The organism is Thermogemmatispora tikiterensis, from assembly GCF_003268475.1.
GTDB lineage: Bacteria > Chloroflexota > Ktedonobacteria > Ktedonobacterales > Ktedonobacteraceae > Thermogemmatispora > Thermogemmatispora tikiterensis.
Map to the genome: position 1 here is coordinate 833,394 of NZ_MCIF01000002.1, position 25,106 is coordinate 858,499.

The following is a 25,106-nucleotide window of genomic DNA, read 5'->3' on the forward strand; positions in this document are numbered from 1 at the left end:
CGATAGCGGCTCGGTCCATACCTTTCCGTGCTCTTGCCGGCCTCGATGAGATGAAAGCCCCCCTCCGTGCGTCTTTTCTCTACAGATGGTCGAATCTTTCCGGTCGCGACAGACGCAACTCCTCTCGATTAGAAAGGAAAAGCAAGCGATATGCTCATTGACACCATCCGATTTGCCCATCTTCTCGAAGAGCACAACCTCCACGATCTTTCCCATTTCCTGGCCCACACCGCCTTCATCATCTCCCACAAGTCCGAGAGCCTGGAGACGCTGGCCGGAGTACTCTGGTATCTGCCAGTGAACAGTCCGATCATTGTCGTGACCAACTGCCCCCCAGAGGAGTATGAGATGCTCAGGTTGGGCCTGCGGGCCCGACTGGCCTCCCACCGTCAGCTGTTCGTGGTGCACCAAAAGGACGACGTCCTGGCAACACTGCTGCGCGCCCACGGCGTTGCCCATATTCTGGATAGCAGCGGCCATGTGCGCGATGGGAAGGGGGAGGGAATGTATCTCGGAACGCTGCTGGCCTACCTGCTGCGTTTTCCCCGCTGGCTCGTTTTCTACGACGCCGATAATCTGGTCCCCTGTGCCTTGCTGGAGTATACGCTGGCTATGGGCCGCCTGTTCATGGCTGCGCATACAACTTACGCCTACCACGCCAGTGGGACCTTGCATAATATTCGCATCTGCTGGGCTGCCAAGCCCGGCCTGCGCAATGGCACCCTGGTCGAGGCCAGCGCTGGCCGCTGCACGAGCGTGGTCTCGCCAATTGTCTCCCTACTCTGTCAGTCCTGGTCTGGTCTCCCAGAGACTATTACCTCCTCTAACGCCGGAGAGCAGGGGATGACCTTGACAACGGCCCAAACATTGCGTTTCGCCTCCGGTTTCGCTGTGGAAACCTTCCTGCTCCTCGACTTGCTCTTCAAGGCCAGCCCGCTTTATCCAACCCCCGCGACGGCGCTGCTGCAGCAGTATCACTCCCATAGCCCTCACTTTCATACCAAGCGCGATGAGGATCATATCCGTGAGATGATCGCGGCGAGTCTCGGCGCTCTCTTGCTCTTTCAAGAATACCTCCCGCTCCAGGTGGAGAACGCGCTGCTGCGTCTCTGTGAGGAGCTAGAGCTGACACTGGTCCCTCCGCTGGTCTATCCCGCTCTACAGGAGCTGGACCTTAGCGGAGAAGAGGATCTCCCCGATCGCTATCGCTTGCTGGAGCCTGTTGATAGCCCTGGCCGCGGTAGCGATAGCCTGCTGGAGACCTCGCTGAGCTAGCCCGCACTGTCTACTCGCCTGGCCGGTGGATGAGATCACGTCGGCGACCCGGCGTCCGACGTTCGCTACACTCGCCTGTTGGGGTGGAGCACAGGCCCCCGCCCGCCCCTTGACAGGCCCCCGCCGAGAGGCCACAATGAAACGAGCTGCAACGTGAGAGGTAAGGGAGGAAGTCATACGCTATGCCTGGACAGATGTTGGCGGCGATGTTCTATGCGCCGGGCGATGTGCGCCTGGAGGAGCGTCCTATCCCCGAGCCAGGCCCCGGCGAGCTTGTTCTGCAGATTGCGGCGGCTACTACCTGTGGTACCGATGTCAAGACCTACGTACGCGGCCATCCCCTCTTATTCAAGCACCCACCCGCCGGCTTTGGCCATGAGGCCGCGGGCATCGTGGCCGCTGTCGGCCCGGGGGTACAGGGCTGGAAGGAGGGCGACGCCGTGGTTGCGGCAAACTCCGCTCCCTGCGACCGTTGTTTCTACTGCCGCCGCGGTCGCTACAGCCTGTGCGAGGATCTGCTACTGCTGAATGGAGCCTATGCTGAGTACCTGCTGGTCCCGGCACGTATTGTGCAGCGCAATCTCTATCGCCTGCCGCAGGGCCTCTCATTTACAGCGGCTGCCCTGACAGAGCCGCTGGCCTGCGCCCTGCATGGGGTTGAGGAGAGCGAGATCCAGCCCGGTGACACGGTGCTGATCATCGGCGCTGGCCCCCTGGGCCTGCTGCTGGCGGCAGCCGCCCGTCTGAGGGGGGCCAGGGTTCTGGTCAGTGGACACGGCGAGCAACGACTGGCCCTCGCCCGCCATTTCGGCGCCGAACAGGTCTTTGAGACCGGTTCCCTCTCCTCAGAGGAGCAGTGCGCTCTGCTACGAGCTGCTACGCCCGAGGGGCGCGGAGCCGATGTGGTAATCGAGGCCGTGGGTACACCCGAGACCTGGGAGCTGGCAGCCTCCCTGGTGCGCCGTGGCGGCCTGGTCAATTTCTTCGGGGGGTGCGCCTCTGGAACGCATATCTCGCTGGAGACGCGCCCGCTGCACTACGATGAGCTGACCCTTAAGGGAGTCTTCCACCATACTCCTACCTACTTCGCGCGCGCCCTGGAGCTGATCGCCAGCAGGCAGATTCCGGTCGAAGCCCTCATCACGGCTCGCTTCCCCCTGACTGAGGCCGTGACGGCCCTTCACCTGCTGCTCCAGAAGCAGGGGGTAAAGTATGCTCTGATTCCGCCGGCCTTCGCTCGGGACCTCCCTCGCAGAGCAGACCCTGGAGAATGAGTTGACTGTAGAGGTCAATGACCTGTTGCACACTGAGTCGCCCGCCCGGACGGAACCAGGTGGCGACTTCGGTGCACATGGCAATCAGAGCGTAGGAGGTGACCTTGATGTCGCTCCGCTTGAAGACCCCCCGCTCCATGCCATCACGCAGGATCTCCTGAATCAGGCGCTCGTAGTGGTCGCGCAGAGCAATGATGTAGTCACGGTTGGCTCCTTCCAGGGCTCGAATCTCGGTATCGATGATGAAGAATTCGTTCTTGAAGCTGGTGTGGAGACGGATGTGGTTAGCGATGGCCTCCCGTAGCCGCTCCAGCGGCCCTGGTTGCTCGCGTATGATGCGCTCCAGGTTGGCATTCAGGTGGCGCATGTAGGTCTCCATGATCTCAACAAGCAGCGCTTGCTTGTTGGCATAGTGATAGTAGATGCTGGCCGCCTGAATGCCGGCCATACGGGCGATGTCACGCAACGGGGCCGCATGGTAACCGTAGCGGGCAAATAGCTCAACGGCGGCGGTCAGGATGGCCTCTCTGACGGAGCGGGGTTCGCCGTGGCTCAGCTGACCGCTCAGGGTCTCGCTGCTCTGTCGCTTCAGCTGGCTGTTTCTCACGTTTCTTCGATCCTTCCTCTCTGGCTGCTGATCACGAGATGGCCTCATGCCCTTCTCTGGCTGTCTTGCCCAGGCACAGCTCGACAACGCTTCGGTGGCTGCTCTGCTGGCGCCGGGCTTGCCATGCCATTGTCCTCTCTGTACCAGGCTTTGCCCCTATTCTAGCAGAGCAGCCCTCACCTGCCCAGTGCACAGGACAGAAAGAGGCGCCGGGCGCCTCACTCAGGAGAAAGAGCAATACGCCGTTACCAGAGGACTTCCCGAACGTCGGCCCGGCTGTTATCACACAGGCCGCCAGTCAGCCCGGCTGGCGAGGCCCAATCGCTCGACTGGCCCCCAGTAGCGCTACGTAGACCAGGGGTGGAGACGTTAGAGCCACCTCCGCCAGCAGGCGAGGAGGCGAAGGAGGGTCGTGATCAGGCACAAGGATTGGCCGGGAATGGCAACCACTGTCTGTCAAAAACCATCACCTCGCGCTGGCGGCCTCCGCTTTCCAGTTGCCCGCGGAAGGTAGCCAGCTCCTTTACCTCCCTTACTCTGGCCGAGAAGCGTTAGATGAGTCAGGTTGGCCTGCTTGTAGCCCCAGGTGATGTCTCGCATTTGGGGTCAGAATAGGGTATAATCTAAGGAAATAGGCCCTGCCTGCTTGGTCCGCGGTCACTCCTGCCAGCTGTGCCCGCCGCGCAGGTGCCAGAAAGGAGGCCATAGCGCTCACATCTAGTCCCACCGATCTGGTCGCAACCTCATCGATCATCTCAGAGCTTCGCTCACACTCCGGGTAGCGCATTCTTCTACAAACTACCCTCTTTTTCTTTCTATCGAGTCCGGCATCCACCTTTGGCCAACTGTTTCTATGAGGAGGGTTTTCCACATGGCAACAGGAGACACCGCGGAGAAACGCGGCTATTTCAGCAGTTGGACACTCAAGACCGAAGGGATCATTGCGCCCGACGAGCGCCTTCCTTGGGGACAGTCCATTCTGGTAGGGCTGCAGCACGTGCTGGCTATGTTCGGCTCGACCGTACTGGCACCGATTTTGATGGGCTTCGATCCGAACACGGCCATCTTTTTCTCAGGCATCGGAACGCTGCTCTTCTTTCTGGTCGTGGGCGGACGAGTACCGAGCTATCTTGGCTCTAGCTTCTCCTTTATCGCAGTGGTGCTGGCCGCCACTGGCTTCGCCAGCGGCTTCCACGGCCCGGGCCTCAATCCTAACATCGGGGTAGCTCTGGGCGGTATTATCGCCGCAGGGGTAGTCTACGGTATCATTGCCTTGATCGTGATTGCTGCTGGCTACCGCTGGATCGATATTTTGATGCCCCCAGTTGTGACCGGCGCTGTCGTTGCTGTCATTGGACTGAATTTGGCCCCGGTGGCCGTAAGCGATGTCAGCGGCTCAGCTTTCGATACCTGGATGGGCCTCATTACCGTGCTGGCGGTCGCTTTCGTGGCCGTTTTTCTGCCCAGTCCCTTGCGCCGCTTACCTATTCTGCTCGGCGGTATCATCGGTTATCTGATCTACCTGCTGTTTGCTAATGGTCTGCACCTGGGCAAGCCAATCGACTTCTCAGGGCTGGAGAAGGCCAGCTGGATTGGCCTCCCCCACTTCTCAACGCCAACCTTTTCACCCAGCGCCATAGCCCTGATCGCCCCAGTGGCAGTCATCCTGGTGGCCGAGAACACTGGTCACGTGAAGGCTGTGGCGGCCATGACAGGGCGCAATCTGGATCGCTATCTGGGCCGCGCTTTCCTGGGTGACGCCCTGGCTACGATCGTCGCCGGTTTTGGGGGAGGTACCGGAGTGACAACCTACGCCGAGAATATTGGTGTTATGGCGGTCACTCGTATCTACTCTACCGCTATTTTCATCATTGCTGCTGTTGTCGCCATTTTGTTGGGCTTCTGTCCGAAGTTCGGCGCTTTGATCATGACCATCCCCTCTGGAGTGATCGGCGGCCTGGCGATCGTGCTCTTCGGTCTGATTGCGGCTACTGGTGGACGCATCTGGGTCGAGAACCGTGTGGATTTTTCAAAGAGCCGCAATCTGATCACCGTGGCCTTTGCCCTGATCGTCGGGGCCGGGAATCTGGCGCTCAATATCGGTAGCTTCCAGCTGAGCGCCATCGGGGTGGCTACTTTCGGGTCGATTATCCTCTACCAGATCCTGCGTGAGCCAGCGCCGGAGCCAGAGGAGACGGTGACAGCCGATGCGGCAGTGGGACTGAATCCGGCAGGCGAGCGCTCGCTGGAGCCAGAGCCGCCGGAGCAGCGCCCATAGCTTTGTCTGCTCGCTCGCTTTGCTTCGGCTCAGGGCAGCCTCCTGGTCTTACCTTGGGTGGAGGGAAGAGAATCGGGGAGAGTGGGTGAGCGTACGCCATCGCACCGCCAGACACAACTCAACAGCCAGAGCCGCACTGCGGCTCTGGCTCTGATCCCTTAGCCCGCGCGAGGAGGAGGCCAGCCTGTCTGAGTAGCTACGGCAGAGGTATCTTGTCTTCCGTCTGTCCGCAATGGTACAATGACAAAAGGAGCGTCGTAGAGATACTTTGCTGCGATCCCATCCTGCCGCCTTGGCAGGGAAGGAAGGCCATTAGGGCGGCGCTCCTCTTGTCTTTTCTTTTTGGTCATGGCCAATCATGGCCAATCTTGACAACCTGCCACCTGCCCAGAAAAGAAGTTTACACGCGCTATGCACAGCTATGATCTGGCTCCCGAGTTGACGTCAGCCTACGTTGAAGAGGTGTGGCAGAGGCTGCCACGCTACCTGCGTCCTACCCTGCTGCTACCCGTTCCCCGTCTCTCCGAAGCCCTGGACTGTCAGCTGCTACTCGCCAGTGAGACCTTTCAATATACGGGCAGCTTTAAATTCCGCGCCGCCTACCAGCTGCTGGCCAGCGTTCCTCAGCGGCAGATTATCGCCGCCTCCTCCGGGAACTTTGGGCAAGCGGTGGCCTATGCAGCGCGCTTGCTCGGGAAAGAGGCGACGATCGTCATGCCCTCGACGGCGGCCCGCGTGAAGATCGAAGCTGTCCAGGCCTATGGAGGAAGAGTCGAGCTGACCGATGTGCGCCGCGTCAGTCGTCAGGAGCGCGTGGCCCAGCTGGCCTGCGAACAGCCCGAGGCTTTCATCGCCCCAGCCTACGACGACTACCGCGTGGTAGCAGGCAATTCAACCCTCGGGCAGGAGATCCTGCGCCAGGCCGAGGTCGATGTGTTGCTGGTACCAGTCGGAGGAGGTGGACTGATCTCAGGTCAGATCATTGCTCGTGACTTTCTTGGACGTCCGACACGCATCGTTGGCGCAGAGCCGCTGCCCGGCAACGATGCCGCTCGCTCGCTGCGCAGCGGACAGCTGCTCTCCAATGAGATGGAGCCGGAGACGGTTGCCGACGGAGCACGCACCCTCTCGCTGGGACGACTCAACTGGGAGATTATCCGCCAGGGAGTGGAGGAGATCATCGAGGTCCCAGATGAGGTAACGCTGGAAGCGCTGCGCCGCCTCTTCCTGGTGGCCAACCTGAAGGTTGAGCCGACAGGCGCTCTGGCGTTGGGAGCCTTGTTGTTGCACCCGGAGCGCTTCCGCGGTCGGCGTGTCTGCTGCATCGTGAGTGGCGGCAACGTGGACCCGGCGCTCTACGCCCAAGCCCTGAGCAACTGGCCCTGATGATCCAGTCAGTCAGTCAGTCCGGGACTGGCTGGTCTCCTTTGCTCTCCTTGCCTTCCTGGCTGCCAGGAGGGGGCCATGCTGTCCGGGGGGGGAGAGCCGCGGCGCTGACCAGCAGGCGACAGCCTTCTCAGCAGCGCAGTACGGGGACGTGACCCACTTCCGATCAAACTCGTTCCTCTTTTCTGAGGAGAGACATGACAAAGCACAGGCGATAGGATCGACCGACCGGCGCTTCGCGGTCCAGTCCCCAGGTAATGTGCCAGCTAGCTGGACAGTCTGTTTCCGAACTGTCTGGACCGGGGCTGGAGATCAGGGGCGCAGCATGCACCATCTTCAGCAACGGAGAACCGAGAGAATGAGGCTCACTGAGCGGCTCGCTACCTCGTCGCAATCTTCCCAACATACCAGACTCCTCTCTCGCTCTACCCTGGAATGGATTGCCGTGGCGCTGATCCTGTTGTTCGCTTTGATGCTACGCTTCCTGTTGATTCGCTCCCCCTGGCCTGTTACTAATAGCGATGAGGCCAACATGGGCCTGGTGGCGCTTCACGTCGCTTTCCAGGGCGATCATCCTATCTTCTTCTATGGTTTACCTTATATGGGACCAGTCGAAGGATATGTCGCTGCCGCTCTCTTCCGTCTCTTCGGCCCTTCGCTTTTCACATTGCGCCTGGCCTTGCTGCCGTTCGTTGCGGGCTTTCTGCTGAGCAGCTACGGCCTGGTGCGCCTCCTCTATGACAGAGCTTTTGCCTTCGCCTGCCTCCTGCTCTTTACTTTTGGCTCGGGGGACCTGCTCTTTCTCCAGCTGCGCGCGGTGGGAGAATACCCTGAGATGCTGATGTTCGCGCCTCTGATTCTGCTGGTTTCAGCCTGGCTGGCATGCTCCTTCCAGCCGGGTAGCGCTCAGCACCGATTACCCGCCTGGGGGCGAGTGGGGCTTTATTTCCTGCTTGGGATCAGTATCGGCCTGGCCTTGTGGATTGACTTCCTGATTGGTCCATTCGTGCTGGCAGCGCTGGCGCTGCTGGCGCTTTTCTGCGGGCGCGAGCTGTGGGGGCGTGCGGGCCTGAGCTTGCTCCTGGGGATGATGATCGGGGCGGAGCCGCTGCTCTACTACAACCTGACGGCGCCGCTCAGCCAGAACTCACTAGCCGTGCTGCTGTCTATCCATCACGGCGGCGCTGACGAGCTAGCAGCTCGCCATTTGACTGTCCTCCACCAGCTCAGCGGAGCCTTCTTCATCGCCCTCCCGTGGGCCACAGGCTACCAGCCGCGCTGCCCGCTCAGTGCTATTCCGCCTTGGGGACTACCGACTTCGCAGACCTGGCTCTGCGTCTCAGCTCAAATGGGTTGGGGAGCCGCCTACGTGGTGCTGGCTCTGCTGGCGGCCATCTTCTGTCTGCGCCGTCTCCGCCAGGTTCATTACCTGTCACTACCCTGGCTCAGCCATCATAGCCATCACTCTCCTTATGCGCATCTCGCGAGCGCCGGGCAAAAATCACCCGGGGTGAGTGAGGCCCGGCAGGAGACGATTCGCTTGTGCACGCAACTGGCTCTGCTGGCAAGCGTTGGGCTGACACTCTCCCTTTACGCCATTGCCCCCGTAGCCGCCGTCTCGCCGGATACCACCTTCCGCTACCTGACTTGTGCCCTGGTGGCTCTTCCGGTCCTGCTCTGGCCGCTCTGGCAGCGGAGCATCCAGGCCCTGGAACACATCTGCCAGACTAGGCGGCAGCTCCGCCCCACCAGCACCGGCGCCCGTGACCACGGGGCCAGAATGGTCACGGTGCTTCCCTCGACGCTCCTCCTGCTGCTGGTGGCGCTGACCTTTGTGGTCGGCACCGCCCGCACCTTCGCGGCCATTCCCGCGTCCCAGGCCGACTACCAGCGGCGGCTGACCTTAATTCACGATCTGGAGACTATTGGCGCCACACGGGTTTATTCTGAATATTGGACCTGCAACTGGCTCGTCTTCCTGAGCCAGGAACGCATCATCTGCAGCGTCCTCGACGCTGAGCTGCACCCCGGCTTTAACCGCTATGAACCATATCGTCTGATTGTTGAGAGGGCGCCCTCGCCCGCCTATGTCTTTCCTGTCGCCGACGGACTGCTCGATGCCACTACGGGACGTCGGCAGGCCAGCTTTTTCCAGCACCATGTGCTCGTCTCCCCCGGCGCCACACAGACCTACCGTCTCTATCAGTTCGTCGGCTACCTCGTCTACCAGCCCCGGCCATCATCCTCAGCACCAGCCCCGCCCTCAGCGGCCAGCGGCCTAGACCCTTCAACAGCCTGAATGGTCAGGGAGGCACCGGTCTCCATTGCCACGCTGCCGGTCTGCCAGTCTACCAGTTCCCGGTCTGTTGGCTCTCACCCGTGGTCTCAGTACCCGGCCCGAAGCGCAAACCAATGGGCCGGAGTGGGCAGGCTATTCCCCGGCTATTCCACCGTGCTCAGGAAGCAGGATAGATCGCCAGATTCGAGAAAGCTACGACCACTCCCTTGGGCGTATCGGGCAGATTCGAGACGTAGAGGGCAATTGAGCCACTCTTATAGCTGCTGTCGGTCACGCTGTTGAGTGTCTGGCCATTCACTGAGAGCGTCATCGTCGACCCCTTGGCGACAACCTCAACATGGTTGACCTGACCGATCGGCTTGAGGGCCGTGGTCGACAGGTAGCCAACCAGCTTCTGATCATCAAGTGGCTGACCCGAGGAATCGACCACGCCTTTGAAGATCGCGTAGGTTGAATCCCCGTACATGGCAAAGCGATAGTAGGTTGCCAGCTCCGTATTCTGGTTAGCCGAGGCACGGATATAGACACCGAAGCCACTGTTCTCCTGGGTTCCCTTCGTGATAGCAACGTCCACGTCCAGCCTGAAGTCATCAAAGGTCTTGCCGGGCACGAACTCTGGCAGAATGCGGTTGTTATCCTCCTCCAGGAGGAGCTGCCCGTTCCCAAGCTTGACCGAGTAACGACCTGGCACGCTGGTCAGATCCCAGCCGTGATTGTTGTTAGCAAAATTGTCACTGAATAGCGGCGTAGCAGTTGGGACCCCCGTGCTCTGCGCGGGTGTTGGGGTCAGGGTTCCTGTGGTTCCTCCACTGCGATGGGTAAGAGCAAAGACGCCGATCCCACCAAGCACCAGCACCAGGACGACCACCGCAATCAAGGCAATCAGACCGAAATTCGGCCCCCCGCGAGGCCGCTCAGGCGGCTGAACGGGCGGCAAGGGCGGTACTTGATAGCCCCCTGCCTGGGGGGGATAGCCGCCCGGGGGCGGGGAGGGATAAGGAGGAGCACTGACCTGGTCAGGGAAAGCGTACCCCGGTGAGGGCGGCGGCGAGGACGGCGCCCCCCCATAGTAGCCCGGCGCTCCACTGAAGCCCGGCGAGGACGGCGGCGGGGGAGTCGGAGCAGGGGTGGCCGACTGGCCCCACTGCGATGGTACTCCGCTGCCCGGATATTGCTGACCGTAGGTTGTTGGAGGATAGCCTCCAGCCCCTCCTCCCCAGGGGACTCCTGGATTCGATGGCGCAGGCTGGTTGCTAGCCGGTGCATTATAGTATCCGCAGTTGCTGCAATAGATCTCGTTTGGAGCTAACGGCATCCGACAGCGCTGACAGACCTGACCTGCGGCCCCACCCTCATACGGAGGATACATTGAAGACATGAGATAGGACCCTCCACTCTTCTTGGTTGGCATACTCGGCTCACACGCATGGCTAGCCAGGTTGAGTATCGCATATCGCCGCCTGAATGTCTACCGGTAATTTTTCACAAATCGCGGTATCTCACACGATCCACGCGCTTCAAGTGTTCTGATGTTCTTTGAGCAGCTGCTGCAGACGACATGGATCAAGTGGCATTTCGCGGATGCGCAGACCGAAGGGCGCCAGCGCGTCATCCAGGGCTGAGGCAAAGAGGGCCGCCACCGGAATAGTACCGGCCTCGCCCGCCCCTTTCACTCCGAGCGGATTGAGTGGTGAAGGGGTCTCCACATGCTCAACCTGAAGTGGGGGGATCTCCTCGACCGTAGGAAGCAGGTAATCCATGAAGCTACCGTTGAGCAGCTGCCCCTCTTCATTGAAGACGAGGCGCTCGTAGAAGGCTCCCCCAATACCCTGGGCCACACCTCCGTGCACCTGACCCTCAACCACTAGCGGATTGATCACTCGTCCACAGTCGTGCACAGCCACATACTTGAGAAAGGTGACCATTCCTGTCCGTGGGTCGACCTCGACAATGGCCCCATGCACTCCACTGGCGAAGGTCCCGCGCGGGGGACTATAGAACGCTGTCGCTTCCAGTCCCGGACCACCACGTTCTTCAGGGAGCGCAGGGCCAGGGCGTGGCCCGGCCAGTTGCATCTGCATCAGCTTGCGAGCATTCTCTCCATAAGAATAGCGCAACGGATTGGAGGCAATGGCCACCTGACCCAGTGTCAGGGCCCGCTGAGGAGCGTCACGCACAAAGACCTTGCCATCGGCCAGCTCGATATCCTCTGGCGAGGCCTCAAAGAGGTCTGCCGCCACCTGCCTGGCCTTCTCACGGACCTTGACCGCCGCCAGATGGATCGCCGAACCGGCCACTGTGGCGGCCCGGCTGGCAAAGGTGCCAACGCCCCAGTAGAATGCCTGTGAGTCCCCCGTCGTCACCAGCACGTCCCGCGGGTCGACCCCCAGCTGATCTGCCACAATCTGGGCGAAGGTTGTCTGATGGGCCTGCCCCTGAGTCGTCACGCCCGTTGAGACATAGACTCGTCCATCCGACTCGACGCGCACCTGGGCCCCCTCGTAAGGGCCGATCCCCGTGCCCTCAACATAGCAGGCCACCCCTATGCCCAGATAGCGCCCCTGCTCGCGTGCCCGTCGCTGCTCTTCACGAAACTGTTCGTATCCCAGAGCCTCCTTGAGGCGCTCCAGGCCAGCCTGGTAGTTGCCGCTATCGTAGATCGTTGGCCCGCCATCCTGATAGACCAGGCCGACATCCCAGGGAAACTCATCGGGCCGAATAAAGTTACGGCTGCGTACCTCCAGTGGATCAAGGCCCAGTTCTGTCGCAATGCGGTCCATGATGCGCTCCATGACAAAGACCGCGTGGGGGCGGCCTGCGCCGCGATAAGGGCTGACCGGTACCTTATTGGTATAGAGGACCTTGAACTCGCTGTAGTAATGACGCAAGCGATAGGGGCCAGGCAGAGTGCAGGCCGTGATAATAGGCACAATGATCCCGTAGGGCGTATAGGCCCCGGTATCGTGCAAGAAGACATCGCGCACAGCCAGCAGAATGCCCTGGTCATCAAAGGCGTATTCCACATCGTGAATCTGGCCCCGCTCCTGGTTCGCCGCGAGGAAATGCTCGGCGCGGTCTTCGATCCACTTCACCGGGCGTCCCAGCCGTAGCGCCGCCAGCGGCGTCAGGATCTCTTCCGGGTAGAACATCATAATCTTGGTGCCGAAACCACCACCCACGTCGGGAGCCACCACGCGCACCTTATGCTCTGGCAGACGGAACATGGCCGCCAGACCATTGCGGATGGGGATCGGCCCCTGGGTCGAGATCCAACAGGTTAACATCCCCTCGTGCGGGTCCCAGCGAGCGACTACTCCCCGGCCCTCCATCGGCATGGCAGAGCCGCGTTCCATCACAAAGCGCTCGCGCAGCACATGGGGGGCAGAAGCGATGACCCCTTCGGGATCGCCGACACGTTGCACCAGATGGGCGGCCACGTTGCCGGGCACATCGGCATGGACCAGCGGAGCCCCCTCAGCCGCCGCCTGTTCCAGACTGGCCACCACTGGTAGCGGCTCGTAGTCGACATCAATCAGCTCCAGGGCGTCTTCGGCCAGATAGCGATCCTCTGCCACCACAAAAGCCACGGCGGCCCCAGCATAGTGCACCTCATCACGCGCCAGAGGCAGCTGTGTACGCGGTTGCGTCAACGCCGGGTGTGGTACCAGCAGCGGCGATGGCTCCAGCAGCTCGCCCAGATCCTCCGCCGTCAAGACCAGGTGCACACCAGGCAGGGCGCGCGCTGCCGAGACATCGATGCGCTTGATACGGGCATGAGCATAGGGACTGCGCAAGACAGCGGCATGCAACATTTCTGGCAAATCGATATCATCGACGTACGTTCCCCGACCACGCAGCAAGCGCGGGTCCTCGGAGCGCTGAACCGGAGCACCAAACCAGCGTGTGGCCATAGGCGCTTATGCCTCCTCCCTCTGAGACTGAGAGCTGCGCAGATACTGGGCAGCCAGTTTGACGGCCTCGATAATGTTTTGATAGCCCGTGCAACGGCAGAGATTACCGGCCAATCCCTGGCGAATCTGCCGCTCATCCGGGTCAGGATGCTCATGTAAGAAGGCGTGGACCGACATAATGAAACCAGGAGTACAGAAGCCGCACTGCAGCGCATGCTTCTCCTGAAAAGCCCGCTGGATAGGGTGCAGCTCCTCGGCGCTGCCAGCCAGCCCTTCAATGGTGGTCAGGGCCATGTTATCCGCCTGCACAGCCAGCAGCAGGCACGAGCGCACAGCCTCCCCGTTGAGCAGTACCGTACAGCAGCCACAGACGCCATGCTCGCATCCCACATGGGTGCCAGTCAAATGCAGCTCATGGCGCAGGAAATCTGACAGGAGCATGCGCACCGGGATGCGGCGCTGATAGAGACAGCCATTGACCGTCACCGTCAGATCATACTCCTCACAGAACTGCGGAGGAGACCCAGGCTCATCGAAGGCATACATAGGCAACAACCCCTTTCTCGTTACTAGCCAGGCTGCCAGCCGGCTGGAACGAACACCATGTCCACCTCACAGGCTGGTCAGGCAGCCTGACCGCTTGCTGCTTGGCCGGCTTGATCTGTGAGCAAGGTCGCGCAAGGTCGCGCCTGCTCACTTTACTCCCGGCAGGCCGCGCGTGGACGCTTGTGTGGCGAGGCCGCGACTTGCTGTCTCGTTCTGGCCTGTCACGCGCTCTTAGCCACTTGGCTGGTTGACGGCTTGCAAGGCAAGACGAGAGAAAAAGAAAAGAACAGAGAAGAGGAATGGCCCCTGGGCGGGGCCTGTAGATGCTGGGCGGTCTGCCTCGGGCACAGGTGGGCATACCTCTCTCTGATGGCGGCAACGGCTCAGGCCGGCCCGGAGCGAGCCTGCAAGCAGCGCGACCAGGCCAGCGGCAACAGGCGGCGCGTGAGATCCGCGACCAGCTCACGGCGGTACTCGGCGGTAGCGTGGATATCCTGCATCTCCTCGCTGACGAGCGTGCGAGCTGCCGCCGCAGCCTCCTCCAGAGTGGCTGCGTCCAAGGTCGTCCCAACGAGCAGCGCCTCCACCGCGCCAGCGCGTTGCGGCACTGGGGCCACTCCCAGATAGCTCAGGCGCGCCGAGCTACAGCGCCCATCAGGTCCTGCCGTCAGCACCACAATGGCCCCAGCAAGCGCATAATCACCGGAGCGGCGCGCGAACTCGGCAAAGGCCCAGCCAGCAGCCGGTGATAGCCAGGGGAAACGCACCTCGGTCACCATCTCATTGGGACGCAGCTCGGTGGTCAGATAACCCTGGAAAAAGTCAGCCGCTGGCAGTAGGCGCTCGCCGTGGGCACTTTGAGCCACCACCATGCCGTCCAGACAGACCAGCAGGGCAGGTAGCTCCGCCGCCGGATCAGCGTGGGCAATACTGCCTGCAACCGTCCCGCGATTGCGAATCTGGAAGTGGCCGATATGGCGGATGACCTCGACCAGCAGCGGATGCTTCTGCTGCACTGCGGGCGAGCGCTCAACCTGTCGCTGTCGGGTCACAGCGCCAATCGCCAGGTAGTCTGTCTCCTCCTCGATATAGTGCAGCTCCGAAATATGGTTGATGTCCAGGAGATAGGCGGGCCTGGCCAGGCGCATATTCAAGAGCGGCATCAGGCTCTGGCCACCCGCCAGAATCTTGGCCTCCTCAGCAGTGCGGTCCAGCAGATCCAGCGCGTCGTCAAGGAGGCGCGGCGCGCAATATTGAAAGCGTGGTGGTTTCATCGCTGCTTGCTCCGAGTGTCTTGATCGTTTTGCGCTCTCTCCCTCGGCTTCAGCTCCAGAGAACGCCAACGACTTCTCCCCTGCGTGCGGATCGCGTTGCCCAGGTCGCCGCTTCTAGCTGAACCTGGCTCCAACGCCTGGTTCTCTTTCCGCTCCCCCAGGCAGCTCGCCTGCCAGGTGTCTGCCCGGCCCGGCCCGAGCCTCCAGGCCAGGCCTGCCGCCTGGATCAGACCCTGACCCACCTGAACCCAAGGGTGGGGACCAGGCCAACAGGCGACCGCTCTTCTTGCCCCACTCCCAGCACTGACCCGGCCTGGAAGGGTGAGGGAATACCCAAAAGAGTACCCCTATTCCCAACTGCTGTCAAGCCTCCCTGCTCACCAGCCCTTCTCCACTTACTTCCACCCGTTAGCCTGCCCTTCTCACCGCATCTTCTCCTCTCTCTGCTCCCACTGCTTTTACATATGTATATGTTTGCGAATCAGTACAATAGAATAAGAGAGTATTTACATTTACGTGGCGCGGCTGCTTGCTTAAGCATTAGAAGAAGGAGAACGAGTAGTGGATAGCGTTATCGTCTGTGTACATGGAAGAAGCGAACAGTGGCACTTGAAGGACCAGATCCTGGCCGACTTCCAGGGAGGCATACTGGAGGGCCTGGGGAGACTCCCGGCGCCAGTCGCGATCGGGCGCGAGCGCATCCTGTTGGCCTTCTATGGCGACCTCTTTCTCCCGGATGCCGCCCTGGCTCCTGCAAGCGGGGGGGCTGCTGGTCAGCGCTTGAGCACGGCAGTCACCTGGCCAGGAGAAATAAGCAGCTATCGGGGAGCGACGGCCCCGAGTGTGCAGCAGGCCACCCAGCTCACGGCTCACACAGCGGCAGACCCGCTCTATCAGATCAATGTAGCGCGAGCTATTCTGCGCGAAGCGCACCAACGCGGACTGATCGAGAGCGGAAGCGCTGAAGGAGAGCAGGCTCCAGCAGCGTTCTCGCCCCATACTGGGGGTGGTCTCGTCTGGCTGCACTCACTCCTGGTGCACATTCTCCAGGGGCTAGAGCACATTCTGGGTGCGCCCCGCGAGCTGCTACGACTCTTTGTCAGCGATGTCGATCTCTACCTGCATAACGCCGCGCTACGGACCCAGGTCATGGGGCGTCTGCTCGCGCTCCTGCGTCAGCAAGCAGGCCGCTCGATCATTGTAGTGGCTCACAGCCTGGGGACGGTCGTCGCCTATGACGTCCTTAACACGCATCGCGAGATTCCGATTACCGCCTTCATCACCCTGGGGTCGCCTCTGGGGCTGAGTCCTTTCATCTACCAGGAACTGCTACCACTGGTGCCCCCTGGGCAAAAGCACCCGTTTCCTGCCAATGTCGCCACCTGGCAGAATTTCTATGATCCCAACGATATTGTCGCGCTTGTCCCGGCGCTTGCCCCGCTCTTTCCCGGACCTCCCGGGCAGGCAGTGATCTGCACGCCGGTCCAGAACAATCCCGCTGATCCCCACTCGCTGACCGGTTACCTGATCCAGCAGGCGGTGGCGCAAGCGATCAACAACGCGCTCTTGTGCAAGACACCCCTCCCTTCAAAGCTCAAATGAGCTTTTGTTTGCGTTTCTGCGTTTCCTTTCGTTGTACCTCTTGTGGGTGCTGAGGGAGCGGTCAGCCAGACCGGCCCTCAGTACCCACCGAGACGCTCACCGGCAGGGCGCTTGAGGATGGCAGCGTTGTTGCGGGGGAAGTGGAGAGGACAAGGCTGGTGCTGGCGCCAGAGGAGGAGATAGCGCCCGTCATCAAGACCGGGCAGGGTGACCGCTAGCTGAGCCTCAAGCGTCAGGCCAAGCTGCTCCGCCGCCCGCAGGCCCTGCGCCATCTCTTCGGGACTATCACCCTTGCGCGGCAGCACAATAGTGCCACCCATCCGACAATAGGGGGCCGCATATTCCAACACGACTGGCAGGGCGGCCACGGCCCGCGCCGTCACCAGGTCGAAGGCACCGCGGTAGGTCGGATCACGCCCCAATAGCTCAGCCCGTCCATGCACGATCGTGATCCCTTCCAGCTCCAGCACCTGGCACACATGGCGCAAAAAGGCCACCTTCCGAGCTGTCGCCTCCAGCAAGGTAACCGCCCAGGCCGGACGCACGATCTTGATCGGCAGACCGGGGAAGCCCGCACCGCTGCCGATGTCCAGCAGGCGACAGCTTGGTGGATCGACCGCTGTCAGGATCGCTAACGAATCGAGGAAGTGCCGTGTTAGCACTTCCTCGGGATCGACAATAGCGGTCAGATTCACGCGCTCATTCCAGCGTAGCAGCTCTTCACGGTAGCGCAAGAAACGGGCCAGAGCCTGAGCAGCTTGGGCAGCGGCCTCGGGCGCCTGCGCATAGAGCTGCTCTATAAAAGCTTGCAGCGTCTCCTCTGCTTCGCTCATTACGAGATCCGCTTGCGCTTGCTGTTGAGATAATCAACAAGCAAGTATTCACCCAGGTTGTTCTTATCGGTGTAGAAGGTTCGCCCGTGGTTGATCTCGGCCATCTGGTTAACGAAGCTGACCATCCAGCGATCATCTTCGAGCATGAAGGTGTTGATGGTGATCCCCTCACGCGTGCAGCGCTGGACTTCCAGGAGCGCCTGCTGTTCGGCCCAGGGGTTAGGTGGGTAGGCAAATTGCCAACCTCCCAGCTCCTCCTCGTACCAGACCGTCGGGCCCCCATCGGTCACCAGGATGATCTGCTTGTTGACCCCGCGATGGCGTGAGAGCAGCTGGCGGGCCAGCATCAACCCGTGGGCCAGATTGGTGCCCTGGCTATGATCATAGCGCCCAATCTCGATCAGCTCCTCTGGCTTGTACTCACGCGCCACGAATGAGAAGCCCACGATGTAGAGGTTGTCGCGCGGGAACTGCGAGCGAATCAGGCTCTCCAGGGCTACCGCTACCTTCTTAGCTGCCTGCTGGCAGCCGTTATAGATCATACTCATGCTCATATCGAGCATCAGCACCGTCGACGACTGCGTCGTGAACTCCGTGCGGTAGACTTCGAAGTCCTCCTGAGAGAGTCTGATCGGCGTGCCTGTACCATTGCGGTAGACGGCGTTCATGACCGTCTTTTGCAGGTCCAGCAAGAAGGGATCGCCGAACTCGTAACGCTTGCTCTCATCAGTGCGCTCGCCACCAGGACCACGGAAAGGACTGACGTGGCGTCCGAAGCCGTCGCGCTTGAGCTTGTCAAAGATGTCCTGGAGCGCCTTCTGACCAATCTTGCGGATGGCGCGCGCCGTCAGCTCCCAGCGGTTCCCTTTCCTTTGAATATAGCCGGCCTCCTCCAGGATCTTCATCAGGGCCTTTAACTCTTCCAGAGAGCGATACTCATCAGAGCCGAGCAGCTCGCGGACTTTCTCGCTATCGATGGCCTCCAGGTCGTCCAGGCGTCGCGCCTGCTGGAGCTGCTCCTCCAGACCCTCCATCTGTTGCAGCCGGCCCATCATGCGTAGAGCCTCGTTGAACGGCAGGGGCTCGCTCCCGCGGAAGGGGAAGCGCATGCGATAGTCGTCCAGGGGAGCCAGAGCCTGCAGGTTCTGGGCCAGCTCCATCAGATCAACCCGGATGCGATCGTCGCTGATGAGCTGCTCCATGAGATTCTCCAGCTCCTGGCGCTGCTCCGGCGAGAGGTTTTCGAGCAGGGCTTGCATGGCTGCCATGCGTTGCTGCATCTGCTCGATGAGGTCATCGAGCGTATTCACCCCGGGGAAGTACTCACCATACTTCTCCATGAAGGAGTCGAAATCCGGGTTGAGACCCTGCTGCCGTTCACGCAGCATGCGATTCAGCTCGCGGATCATCTCGCGCAGGCGGGCGATATCTTCGGGCGTCATACTCTGCAGCGATTGCCGCATGCCCTGGAAAAACTGCTGCATCATCTGCTGGCGCAGGCTTTCCAGCAATTCATTGAACTTCTCGCGCGCCGCCTCTTCCATGAAATCGTACTCGGAGAGGGCTTTAATCTGTCCTGGCAGATCGCGAGGTAAGTTCTCCAGGTACTGCTTTTTGCGCTGAGCGATGGTCTCTAGCATGCGGCGCTTCTGCTCAGGGGTCAGCGCATCGCTGCTGGCAGTATCTTCGTCGGTCGGGGCCTGGGGCGAACCTGCGGGCTCAGTCTGACGAGCCTGCTCGGCCTCAGCCAGCTCCCGAGCCTCTTTGAGGCGGCGCTCGATCCCTTCGCGCTCTAGCTGCTTAATCTCCTCCAGTTTCTGACGCAGATCATCCATGACGCCGGAGGCCATATTATAACGATTGAGCAGCTGACTGCGCTGAGAGCGTAGCCGCTCCAGCAGTTCGCGCAGGCCGAGATTGCGCCTCCCATCGGGCCGCTGCATACCATCCTGCATCAGGCGACGCAGGGCCTGCTGCAAATCGCCCTGCTCCAGGTAGTCATCTGCGAGGGCGCGCATGATGTCATCGGCATCCAGTCCCTCGATCTCTTGGGTACCATCCCAGCGCGAATAGCCGTAGCGGGTTCGGAAAAAGCGCTTCAACATGGGAAATCTCCCTCTGCTCCCCACTGCCCCCCGTTTCAGCTGGGACGAAGCCGCCGCCAGCGTGCTGCTACCCGCCCGTTGGCGCACCCAGTCCAGCCCAGCTCGGCGGCAGTCCATAACAGGACAGGGGGAGCCGCAGTGAGCCTCTTAGCGTCGATAACGGATCTTGCCACTCACCTCGTCTTTGTTGAGGCGGCGATTCAGGTGGAGGCCCTCAAGGATGAACTCGACCGCCGACGCAATGGTCGCGGGATGCCCGCGAGCCTGCAACCTATCGATGGCCTTGCTCAGCCCGCCGACGCGCGAGAGCTGATTGACGTACTCCATCGCCGGCAGATCATCGCCGACCTGCACACTCAGGCCGCGCTCAAAGCCAGCCAGGAGCTGCTCGAATTCGCGCGGCTCAAAGTACTGGCCAAAGACCTCCGCCACTGCCCCATTAATCAGGCGGCCCACGACACGCTCCTCCTTGACCTCGCCCACAGTATCCAGCTCAATCTTGCCGCTGGTAGAAGCGATGATCGCCGAGAGATCGCTCACGCGCGGAGCCGCTACGCGCTCACCCAGCCGGAGAGCGCGGCGACAGGAATTGCTCACCACGTTCTCATAGTTGGTAATCGAGACACGGACGCTGACACCGGAGCGCTGGCTAATGTCGTTGCTGCGCCGCGCCAGGTGGGTCACCGTGGCAACGATCTCCTTCATGAAGCGTGGCACTACGACCTCTAGCCCATCGGTGGGGAAGCGGTTGCTCTCCGCCTCCATGATCTGGATCTCATGCTCGATATCGAGCGGATAGTGAGTGCGGATCTCGGACCCAATGCGGTCCTTGAGCGGCGTGATGATCCGCCCACGGTTGGTATAGTCTTCGGGATTGGCACTAGCCACCACATAGACATCGAGCGGCAGCCGAATCTTATACCCGCGAATCTGGACATCGCGCTCTTCCATGATATTGAGCAGGCCGACCTGGATGCGCTCAGCCAGATCGGGCAGCTCGTTGATACAGAAGATACCGCGATTGGTCCGAGGGATCAGGCCATAGTGGATGGTCAGCTCGTCCGAGAGATAGCGCCCTTCGGCAACGCGCACGGGATCGACCTCACCGATGAGGTCGGAGATGGTAATGTCTGGTGTGGCCAACTTCTCACTGTAGCGGCGATCCCGCGGGAGCCAGGCGATTTCTACCTTGTCTCCCTGCTCAGCTACCTTATCGCGGCACGCTTTGCAAATCGGCGCGTAGGGATTATCGTTGATTTCACAGCCAGCAATGACCGGTATCTCCTCATCGAGCAGGTTGACCAGGCTGCGCGCCATGCGCGTCTTGGCCTGACCACGCTCGCCGAGGAAGATGATGTCCTGGCCGGAAAGGATCGCGTTCTCAATCTGCGGGATCACTGTGTCCTCGTAGCCAATGATCCCGGGAAACAGTTCCTCTCCTTTACGCATCTTCTCGATGAGATTTTTGCGCATCTCTTCTTTGACGGAGAGGACCCTGTAGCCACTTTCACGTAATTCTCCGATTGTGCGCGGTTGTGTTGTGATGGTCATTCCGCTCTAAGCTACCTTTCTCGGGGGTGGTTACGTGTGCGCTCTGCGCCTCCGGCGCTCCTCGCGCCCCAGCGCTCCGCTCTCTCGACCTGGCCCAGGGCCACGCTCATGGGTGGCGTGCCACGGACCAATGCGCTGATCCAGCACAGGAGCATAACCGCTGCGAGCAGCCGGTCGAAGGCAGCCGCTGCGTTGCCGCCCGCCGCCGATGCCCTTGCTTGATCGAGTGATTCAGGCAGACAGACTGGCTGGCAACGGGGCAGAGATCCTGCAGCGTCCCGCGCCCCGCCCTGTTGGCCGGCCACGGGCCTGGGGGTCTCCCAACGCCCACTCACCAGGAAAACGTGTGGAACCTATCCTATTCTATCTTCTGGAGAAAGAAAGCGCAAGGGCAACGGCAGTATGCAGACCGTCTGGGGAGAAGGGGGCCATCTTGAGCAGCTTTTGAGCAGGCCCTCCTTTTTCTTGAGCCTTCCTTGAGGAGGCCGCTTCTATAATGGGGGTAACTCTCACAGGGTGGGGCCGCAGGAGCCGGGACTCAGCCCTTCCACTTTCTTCCTGCCGGAAGGACGAGACCGGCCCAAGAGCCGTACGGAAGAAGGATCAGCTCCCACGGCCCCGTCCTGCAGAGAAGGAGGGAAGTCTCATGCTCGGCAATCAGTCAGCGCGAGCGCCACTCGCCTCCACTGAGGCCGATGGGCACACTACCACAGCAGCAGCCCAGGAGAGCGTGGGGCCGGGACTCAGGCGGGCAGTAGGGGTCTGGGGTTCCTATACCTGGGGCTACGCCGATGTGGGGGCCGATGTCTATGTGGCACTGGGCATTGTGATGGCCGCGGCCCAGGGCGCGACCAATGTGGCCTTTCTTTTCGCCGGCCTGGTCTATGTGATGGTTGGCCTGGCCTACACCGAGCTGGCGGCTGCTTATCCAATGGCTGGCGGTGGCCAGTTCTATGTGTTACGCGGCTTGGGTGATTTCTGGGGCTTTGTGGCTGGCTGGGCCGTCCTGCTGGATTTTACTATTGACATCTCGCTCTTCGCTCTGGCCTCTGCTGGCTACATCAATTTCTTCTTGCCAGTCCTGAATACGCGCATCGACCTGCACCTGGGCGGTCTGACGCTGGCCGGCGTTCAGCCGTGGCTCATTCTAGAAGCGACCATTTTCGTGGTCCTGTTGACCATTCTCAATATTATCGGGGTGCGCGAATCTTCGCGCTTCAACGAGGTGCTAGGCGCCCTGGATGTGATCAGCGAGTCGACGATTCTCTTCTTCGGCTTCCTGTTCGCGTTTGATCCGCAACTCTTGCTGCGGCAGATGACTCAGTCCTGGCCCGACCCTTATCACCTGGCGTATGGGGCCTCGCTGGCGATCATCTCCTTCGTCGGCCTGGAATCGATCAGTCAGGCCAGCCAGGAGACGATTCGCCCTGGCAAGGTGGTACCGCGAACCTCGCTGGCCCTGATTCTGACGGTGCTCATCTACGCACTGGCCTTCTCGAATCTGGGACTGGCAATGCTGCCCTGGCAGTCCTTCGCCGAGCATAACGGCGATCCGATCGCCTGGCTTGCCAGCCATATCCCTTTTCTCGGCCTGGTCGCCGGTCCCTATGTGGCCCTGCTGGGCGCGACATTGGTGCTGATCTCGTCGAACGCGGGCGTGTTCGGCTCGTCGCGCATCACCTATTCGATGGCGCGCTACGACCTGCTGCCGCGGCAACTGGCACGAGTGCATCCCAAATTTCGCACCCCCGTGCGCACGCTGGTAGTCTTCTCGGGCTTTGCTCTGCTGGAGCTGTGGCTGGCTGGCCTCTCGCCCAATGCCTACGATGTCCTGGGCAATATGTACGCCTTTGGGGCCGCGACAGCTTATATTCTGGTCTTCATCTCGCTGCTGGTGCTGCGCTTCGTCGACCCCTGGACGCCACGACCGTTCAAGGTGCCGCTGAATCTCCGCTTCCGCGGGAAAGATGGAGAAAGCCGCTTCCTGCCAGTGGTCGGTATCCTGGGCCTGCTGGGGATCAGCAGTATGCTGGTGATGGTGGTACTGACGCACGCTATCGGACGGCTGGCGGGACCAGGCTGGTTGCTGCTGGGGTTGCTCATCTATGTCTGGCACCGCAAGCGCTCGGGTCTGCCAGTCTTTGGCAGCGTGCCCCGCAACTGGCCCGAGGAGCAACTGGCTGTTTATGCGGACGCCGAGGAGTACGACCTGGTCGAGGAGCTGCGCGAGAACCTGGCTCGCAAACGCCTTCTCGCCGGCGAAGAGGGGCGCGCGCCTCTGGCTCCTCCCACTGCTCGTGTGGTGTCAGTACCGGTACCACCCCAGGAGAGCCGAGGCAATGGTCGACGTACGACGACAAGTGCTCGTGAAGAGGAGCAAAGGAGAGAAGGATGAGGGTACCTCGAAACCGAGAGAGGGAACAGGCCTGCGAGAGGCTAGAGCAGAAAGGAGAGAGCAGCCGCGACTGGCGGGGGCGCTACCGCCAGATGGTCAGCGTCCTCATTATTCCTTTGGGAATGATCATTAGCCTGCGGGCACTCTGGCTGGGCTGGCAGGCCTGGACGCTGCTGCTGCTGGGCCTGGCCTTTGTGGCGCTGGGAATGGTGCGTCTTCAGCTGCTCCCTCCCTGGCGCCTGGCCCACGCCCGCCAACGCAGGGGAGGAGAGCAGTAATGCTGGCGATGCTGGTAGCCACCTCAACCAATCCACTCTTGATTACTCCTACCGGTGTGGTGATCGCCCTGCTGTTTGCCGCTTCGATTATCGGGGTCCTCGGCTGGATGCTCCATCTGCCTCCAGAGACCGAGCTGAGCCGCACGGCCAGCCGGGCCGTACGCTCACTCAATAAAATGACTCGGATTCTGGTACCGCTGTTGCACTGTAGTGAGGAGACCGACCGCGCACTGGCCCTGGCACTCCAGATGGCTCGCCACCGCAATGGGAGCGTCTGGGCGCTGGCCGTGATTGAGGTGCCCTTCATGCTGCCCCTGGACGCAACACTGGGCGAGGAAGAGAAACGTGTCCAGGCTCTGATAGAGCGTGCACGTTCGGTGGCGCGCCAGAGCCAAACGCCTTCAACACTAACGGTACGGCTACTGAAGGCTCGGCAGGCCGGCCCGGCCATTGTTTACGAGGCAACGCAAAGCGCCGCTGATCTGATTATTGTGGCGAACTGCCCCGTGCGCGTGCGCGGTAGCCTGCAGCAGATCGATCCCGCCGTCGAGTATGTCCTCAAGCATGCTCCCTGCGAGGTGCTGGTGCTCAGCGGGGCCCGCGTTCCTCCTTCGCGCGAGCAGGAGCCTGCCCCCCTCACCCTGCAGCATGCCTCTGGCGTGGAGCCCCAGCGTGGCAGCCCTACACATGAGGCCTCCCAGGAGCTTAGCGGTACCAGTCGCTGAGCTCCTGACTCCTCCCTCCACTAGCACCCACCAGCCTTTGCTTCCTAAAATACTTGTGTAATACCTGGCCTGGCAATGCAGATCAATATATTGATGTTTTTCGCTTTTTGATCTTGCAAAACGCGTTATAATTATACTAGTAGTTCTCTGTTCAGCAGGGGCTACAAGCTCTGGCAGATACCGCAAGCTAGCTGGGAATGCTGGAAAGGAGTGCAGTTGATGAAACGCTGGGTTCTTGCCTTGAGTGTTGCCCTGACGATGGTTGTCTCTTGCTGGCTTTTGTTGCCGGCTCATGCCCAGGCGGCAGCCCTGGCCCATAAGCCAGCTACGGCGACAAGGGCTCAGCTGCCTATCCTTCGCTCACGCTTCTATTATAATAGCCCCGATCAGCACTATAGCTTCGGCTATAGTTTTTCGGCGGTCACGCGCAGCGACGAGTATTATCTGGATGCTGGGACGCACCAGTGGATCTTTACCTCCTATAACTACCGCCCTGGCTACGCCATGCTGCTGACCCTCTACCTGAATGATGTGCCCATTGGGACGGCCTGGCTACCCGAGGCCGGCGGGACGGTGACGGTCACTGGTGGCGCCGGGTACTATTCGTTCCAGCTAGAAAAGGCTCAAGATGGCTTCTATGTGCAGGGAAGTGTCCAGAATTTCTGGCCACTGATCTGGGTGAGCATCTAAGAACCTGAAGAGCCTCTCGGTTCCTGTCTTCCTGGCCAGGAGACCGGCGGGACGGCGCTGTGGGCTGGGCCAGTTCT

General features: G+C 61.0%; 17 protein-coding genes and 1 pseudogene. 10 read left to right on the forward strand and 8 right to left on the reverse strand.

Annotated elements, in window-relative coordinates; genetic code table 11:
- Positions 1-150 precede the first annotated feature (150 nt).
- Both A4R35_RS03545 and A4R35_RS24585 read left to right on the forward strand, forming a co-directional pair.
- The gene (locus A4R35_RS03545; RefSeq protein WP_112426604.1) at positions 151-1,275 is read left to right on the forward strand and encodes a mannosyl-3-phosphoglycerate synthase; all 1,125 of its coding nucleotides are present in this window, start codon (positions 151-153) and stop codon (positions 1,273-1,275) included.
- A gap of 182 nt (positions 1,276-1,457) precedes the next feature.
- Complete coding sequence (locus A4R35_RS24585) at positions 1,458-2,549, forward strand: zinc-dependent alcohol dehydrogenase (protein WP_262982317.1); 1,092 nt, start codon at positions 1,458-1,460, stop codon at positions 2,547-2,549.
- A gap of 43 nt (positions 2,550-2,592) precedes the next feature.
- Here the strand turns inward: A4R35_RS24585 and A4R35_RS03555 are convergent.
- A pseudogene (locus tag A4R35_RS03555) lies at positions 2,593-3,204 on the reverse strand (TetR/AcrR family transcriptional regulator); the annotation flags it as partial.
- Positions 3,205-4,027: 823 nt separating this feature from the next.
- On the opposite strand from A4R35_RS03555, the gene A4R35_RS03560 reads away from it, so the two are divergent.
- The 3 genes from A4R35_RS03560 (at position 4,028) to A4R35_RS03570 (ending at position 9,119) form a co-directional block, all read left to right on the forward strand.
- Positions 4,028-5,434: a solute carrier family 23 protein gene (locus A4R35_RS03560; protein WP_112426608.1), complete on the forward strand. Its 1,407-nt coding sequence runs from the start codon at positions 4,028-4,030 to the stop codon at positions 5,432-5,434.
- 411 nt (positions 5,435-5,845) lie between these two features.
- The gene (locus A4R35_RS03565; protein WP_112426610.1) at positions 5,846-6,820 is read left to right on the forward strand and encodes a threonine ammonia-lyase; all 975 of its coding nucleotides are present in this window, start codon (positions 5,846-5,848) and stop codon (positions 6,818-6,820) included.
- Positions 6,821-7,178: 358 nt separating this feature from the next.
- Positions 7,179-9,119, forward strand: coding sequence for an ArnT family glycosyltransferase (locus tag A4R35_RS03570; protein WP_146747099.1), 1,941 nt, complete (start codon positions 7,179-7,181; stop codon positions 9,117-9,119).
- Between the two features lie 157 nt (positions 9,120-9,276).
- Here A4R35_RS03570 and A4R35_RS23835 read toward each other — a convergent pair whose 3' ends face one another.
- The 4 genes from A4R35_RS23835 to A4R35_RS03590 all read right to left on the reverse strand — a co-directional run bounded on the left by A4R35_RS23835 (position 9,277) and on the right by A4R35_RS03590 (position 14,850).
- Entirely contained in the window at positions 9,277-10,497 is a 1,221-nt protein-coding gene (locus A4R35_RS23835; RefSeq protein ID WP_146747100.1) for a family 16 glycoside hydrolase, read from the reverse strand.
- 139 nt (positions 10,498-10,636) lie between these two features.
- The gene (gene cutA, locus A4R35_RS03580; RefSeq protein WP_112426616.1) at positions 10,637-13,030 is read right to left on the reverse strand and encodes an aerobic carbon-monoxide dehydrogenase large subunit; all 2,394 of its coding nucleotides are present in this window, start codon (positions 13,028-13,030) and stop codon (positions 10,637-10,639) included.
- A 6-nt stretch (positions 13,031-13,036) separates the two neighbouring features.
- Positions 13,037-13,576, reverse strand: a complete 540-nt coding sequence (locus A4R35_RS03585; RefSeq protein ID WP_112426618.1) for a (2Fe-2S)-binding protein — start codon at positions 13,574-13,576, stop codon at positions 13,037-13,039.
- Between the two features lie 383 nt (positions 13,577-13,959).
- Complete coding sequence (locus tag A4R35_RS03590) at positions 13,960-14,850, reverse strand: FAD binding domain-containing protein (protein ID WP_112426620.1); 891 nt, start codon at positions 14,848-14,850, stop codon at positions 13,960-13,962.
- Between the two features lie 561 nt (positions 14,851-15,411).
- Here A4R35_RS03590 and A4R35_RS03595 point away from each other — a divergent pair.
- Complete coding sequence (locus tag A4R35_RS03595; RefSeq protein WP_112426622.1) at positions 15,412-16,452, forward strand: alpha/beta hydrolase family protein; 1,041 nt, start codon at positions 15,412-15,414, stop codon at positions 16,450-16,452.
- Positions 16,453-16,529: 77 nt separating this feature from the next.
- On the opposite strand, the gene rsmG is transcribed toward A4R35_RS03595, so the two are convergent.
- From rsmG to A4R35_RS03610, 3 genes are all read right to left on the reverse strand, one after another.
- Positions 16,530-17,285 carry a 16S rRNA (guanine(527)-N(7))-methyltransferase RsmG gene (gene rsmG / locus A4R35_RS03600; RefSeq protein WP_112426624.1) on the reverse strand — a complete coding sequence of 252 codons (756 nt, stop codon included), beginning with the start codon at positions 17,283-17,285 and terminating at the stop codon, positions 16,530-16,532.
- Positions 17,285-19,390 carry a VWA domain-containing protein gene (locus A4R35_RS03605; RefSeq protein ID WP_112426625.1) on the reverse strand — a complete coding sequence of 702 codons (2,106 nt, stop codon included), beginning with the start codon at positions 19,388-19,390 and terminating at the stop codon, positions 17,285-17,287. Before A4R35_RS03605 ends, rsmG begins: the two co-directional genes overlap by 1 nt.
- Before the next feature lie 147 nt (positions 19,391-19,537).
- Positions 19,538-20,941 carry a sigma 54-interacting transcriptional regulator gene (locus A4R35_RS03610; RefSeq protein ID WP_112426627.1) on the reverse strand — a complete coding sequence of 468 codons (1,404 nt, stop codon included), beginning with the start codon at positions 20,939-20,941 and terminating at the stop codon, positions 19,538-19,540.
- Between the two features lie 646 nt (positions 20,942-21,587).
- Here A4R35_RS03610 and A4R35_RS03615 point away from each other — a divergent pair.
- The 4 genes from A4R35_RS03615 to A4R35_RS03630 all read left to right on the forward strand — a co-directional run bounded on the left by A4R35_RS03615 (position 21,588) and on the right by A4R35_RS03630 (position 25,029).
- A complete protein-coding gene (locus A4R35_RS03615; RefSeq protein ID WP_112426629.1) occupies positions 21,588-23,336 on the forward strand; it encodes an APC family permease in 1,749 nt (582 codons plus the stop codon).
- Positions 23,333-23,614, forward strand: a complete 282-nt coding sequence (locus A4R35_RS03620) for a TMEM128 family protein (protein ID WP_112426631.1) — start codon at positions 23,333-23,335, stop codon at positions 23,612-23,614. The genes A4R35_RS03615 and A4R35_RS03620 overlap by 4 nt, the downstream gene beginning before the upstream one ends.
- Entirely contained in the window at positions 23,614-24,339 is a 726-nt protein-coding gene (locus A4R35_RS03625) for a universal stress protein (protein ID WP_112426633.1), read from the forward strand. The genes A4R35_RS03620 and A4R35_RS03625 overlap by 1 nt, the downstream gene beginning before the upstream one ends.
- Positions 24,340-24,558: 219 nt before the next feature.
- Positions 24,559-25,029: a hypothetical protein gene (locus tag A4R35_RS03630; protein ID WP_112426635.1), complete on the forward strand. Its 471-nt coding sequence runs from the start codon at positions 24,559-24,561 to the stop codon at positions 25,027-25,029.
- Positions 25,030-25,106: the final 77 nt, after the last annotated feature.

What these genes read in the sequence shown, in the direction of transcription:
- cutA (WP_112426616.1), bottom strand. Translation starts at nt 13,030, where the DNA reads ATGGCCACACGCTGGTTTGGTGCTCCGGTTCAGCGCTCCGAGGACCCG.
- A4R35_RS03585 (WP_112426618.1), bottom strand. Translation starts at nt 13,576, where the DNA reads ATGTATGCCTTCGATGAGCCTGGGTCTCCTCCGCAGTTCTGTGAGGAG.
- rsmG (WP_112426624.1), bottom strand. Translation starts at nt 17,285, where the DNA reads ATGAGCGAAGCAGAGGAGACGCTGCAAGCTTTTATAGAGCAGCTCTAT.
- A4R35_RS03545 (WP_112426604.1), top strand. Translation starts at nt 151, where the DNA reads ATGCTCATTGACACCATCCGATTTGCCCATCTTCTCGAAGAGCACAAC.
- A4R35_RS03620 (WP_112426631.1), top strand. Translation starts at nt 23,333, where the DNA reads ATGAGGGTACCTCGAAACCGAGAGAGGGAACAGGCCTGCGAGAGGCTA.
- A4R35_RS03615 (WP_112426629.1), top strand. Translation starts at nt 21,588, where the DNA reads ATGCTCGGCAATCAGTCAGCGCGAGCGCCACTCGCCTCCACTGAGGCC.
- A4R35_RS23835 (WP_146747100.1), bottom strand. Translation starts at nt 10,497, where the DNA reads ATGTCTTCAATGTATCCTCCGTATGAGGGTGGGGCCGCAGGTCAGGTC.
- A4R35_RS24585 (WP_262982317.1), top strand. Translation starts at nt 1,458, where the DNA reads ATGCCTGGACAGATGTTGGCGGCGATGTTCTATGCGCCGGGCGATGTG.
- A4R35_RS03605 (WP_112426625.1), bottom strand. Translation starts at nt 19,390, where the DNA reads ATGTTGAAGCGCTTTTTCCGAACCCGCTACGGCTATTCGCGCTGGGAT.
- A4R35_RS03590 (WP_112426620.1), bottom strand. Translation starts at nt 14,850, where the DNA reads ATGAAACCACCACGCTTTCAATATTGCGCGCCGCGCCTCCTTGACGAC.
- A4R35_RS03570 (WP_146747099.1), top strand. Translation starts at nt 7,179, where the DNA reads ATGAGGCTCACTGAGCGGCTCGCTACCTCGTCGCAATCTTCCCAACAT.
- A4R35_RS03625 (WP_112426633.1), top strand. Translation starts at nt 23,614, where the DNA reads ATGCTGGCGATGCTGGTAGCCACCTCAACCAATCCACTCTTGATTACT.
- A4R35_RS03610 (WP_112426627.1), bottom strand. Translation starts at nt 20,941, where the DNA reads ATGACCATCACAACACAACCGCGCACAATCGGAGAATTACGTGAAAGT.
- A4R35_RS03560 (WP_112426608.1), top strand. Translation starts at nt 4,028, where the DNA reads ATGGCAACAGGAGACACCGCGGAGAAACGCGGCTATTTCAGCAGTTGG.
- A4R35_RS03630 (WP_112426635.1), top strand. Translation starts at nt 24,559, where the DNA reads ATGAAACGCTGGGTTCTTGCCTTGAGTGTTGCCCTGACGATGGTTGTC.
- A4R35_RS03565 (WP_112426610.1), top strand. Translation starts at nt 5,846, where the DNA reads ATGCACAGCTATGATCTGGCTCCCGAGTTGACGTCAGCCTACGTTGAA.